Genomic DNA, 1,272 nt, shown 5'->3' with positions numbered 1-1,272 from the left:
GGGCTGGTCAGCCGGGCGCGGGTTGGGCTCGTAGGCGAGTGAGTGCGGTGTTGGCCAGGTCGGCCCAGGGGGCGTGTGCGGACAAGCGCAGCAGGATGCGGCGGCCGGTCGCGGTGAGGCGTCCGGCGATGGCGAGCAGCCGGAGTCGCAGCCGTTTGGGTTCCCACCGTCGGGCCGGGTGCTGGGTGAGGGCGAGGGTTTGCATCCAGGCGGTGAGGTCGCTGGCCAGGGCGACGATGGCGCACCAGATCTGGTTCTGGGTGAAGTCGTGTAGCGGCAGGTTTCTCAGGCCGGTGTCCTTGGCGGCGCGGATGCGGTCCTCGCAGCGGGCTCGGCGGCGGTGCCGTAGTTCCAGGTCGGGGAGTTGGGTGCCGGGGCCGCCGGGGCCGGTGTTGGTGGCGAAGGCGGTGATCCGGTTGCCGTCGATGTCGGTGATTCGCAGTTGGGCGCCGGGGTGCGGGCGTTCCTTGCGGGCGATGACCCGCATGCCGACCGGCCAGGTCGAGAGATCGAGCAGGTCGGTGAGTTCGGCGACCCAGGCGCCGTCGCGGATCTGGCCGTCGGCGTCGTAGGCCGGACTCCACACACTTTTCGGGATCTTGGCGATCAGCGGCGCGGCGTCGGTGGGCAGGGTGAACCCGACCGAGTAGGACAGCCGCTGGCCGACCAGCCAGTCCAGCAGCTCGTGGGTGGCCCCGGCACCGTCGATCCGGATCAGCACCTTGCGCCCGGGTCGCCGCCCGGAGGTGTAGGTCGGTAACTGCCGCAACGCTTGGCGGATCACCGCGATGTGATCTGCCGCGGTGTTGGACCCGGCGTTACCGGGCCGCAGCAGCACCGCGGCCGGCTCGCCGGTGCCCTGAGCGCCGTGGTCGAGGAAAGACCACAGTGGATGGAACCCGTAGCCGCGTTTGAACGTCGGCGCCGCCGACTCCTTGTCCGAATGCGCGGTCACCAGGGTCGCGTCGACGTCGATCACCAGCGGCGTCGCGGCGCTGGCGGCCGCATCGGGGGCGTGGTCACCGGCGCGTTCCCACACCCGGGCGCGGGCCACCGCCCGGGCGGCGTCGATCGCCGCCAACGCGCGCGGCGCGTCTTTGGCCAGGGCGTCGATGGTCCGCGACACGGTCGGGTCCGACGCCACCGGCCCGAACACGCCCGGCTCGGCGCGTAGCAGCGCGACGTCTGCCAAGCAGTCCCCACCCAGGGCCAGCGCGATCGCCAGATCGGTGAGCACCTTGCCCGGGTCGTGCACAGCGAGAGGCTTGCGCC

1 protein-coding gene is annotated in these 1,272 nt (G+C 72.1%); it reads right to left on the bottom strand.

From position 1 onward, the window contains the following. Positions 1-7: 7 nt before the first annotated feature. Positions 8-1,272: IS1380 family transposase (locus ACRDSQ_RS22190; protein WP_431423721.1), on the bottom strand; the 1,265-nt coding region annotated here is incomplete at its 5' end.

The organism is Actinokineospora sp. (assembly GCF_050699995.1).
Lineage (GTDB): Bacteria > Actinomycetota > Actinomycetes > Mycobacteriales > Pseudonocardiaceae > Actinokineospora.
The sequence above is the reverse complement of the archived record's forward strand: the minus strand, read 5'-3'. Positions and strand labels throughout refer to the sequence as shown.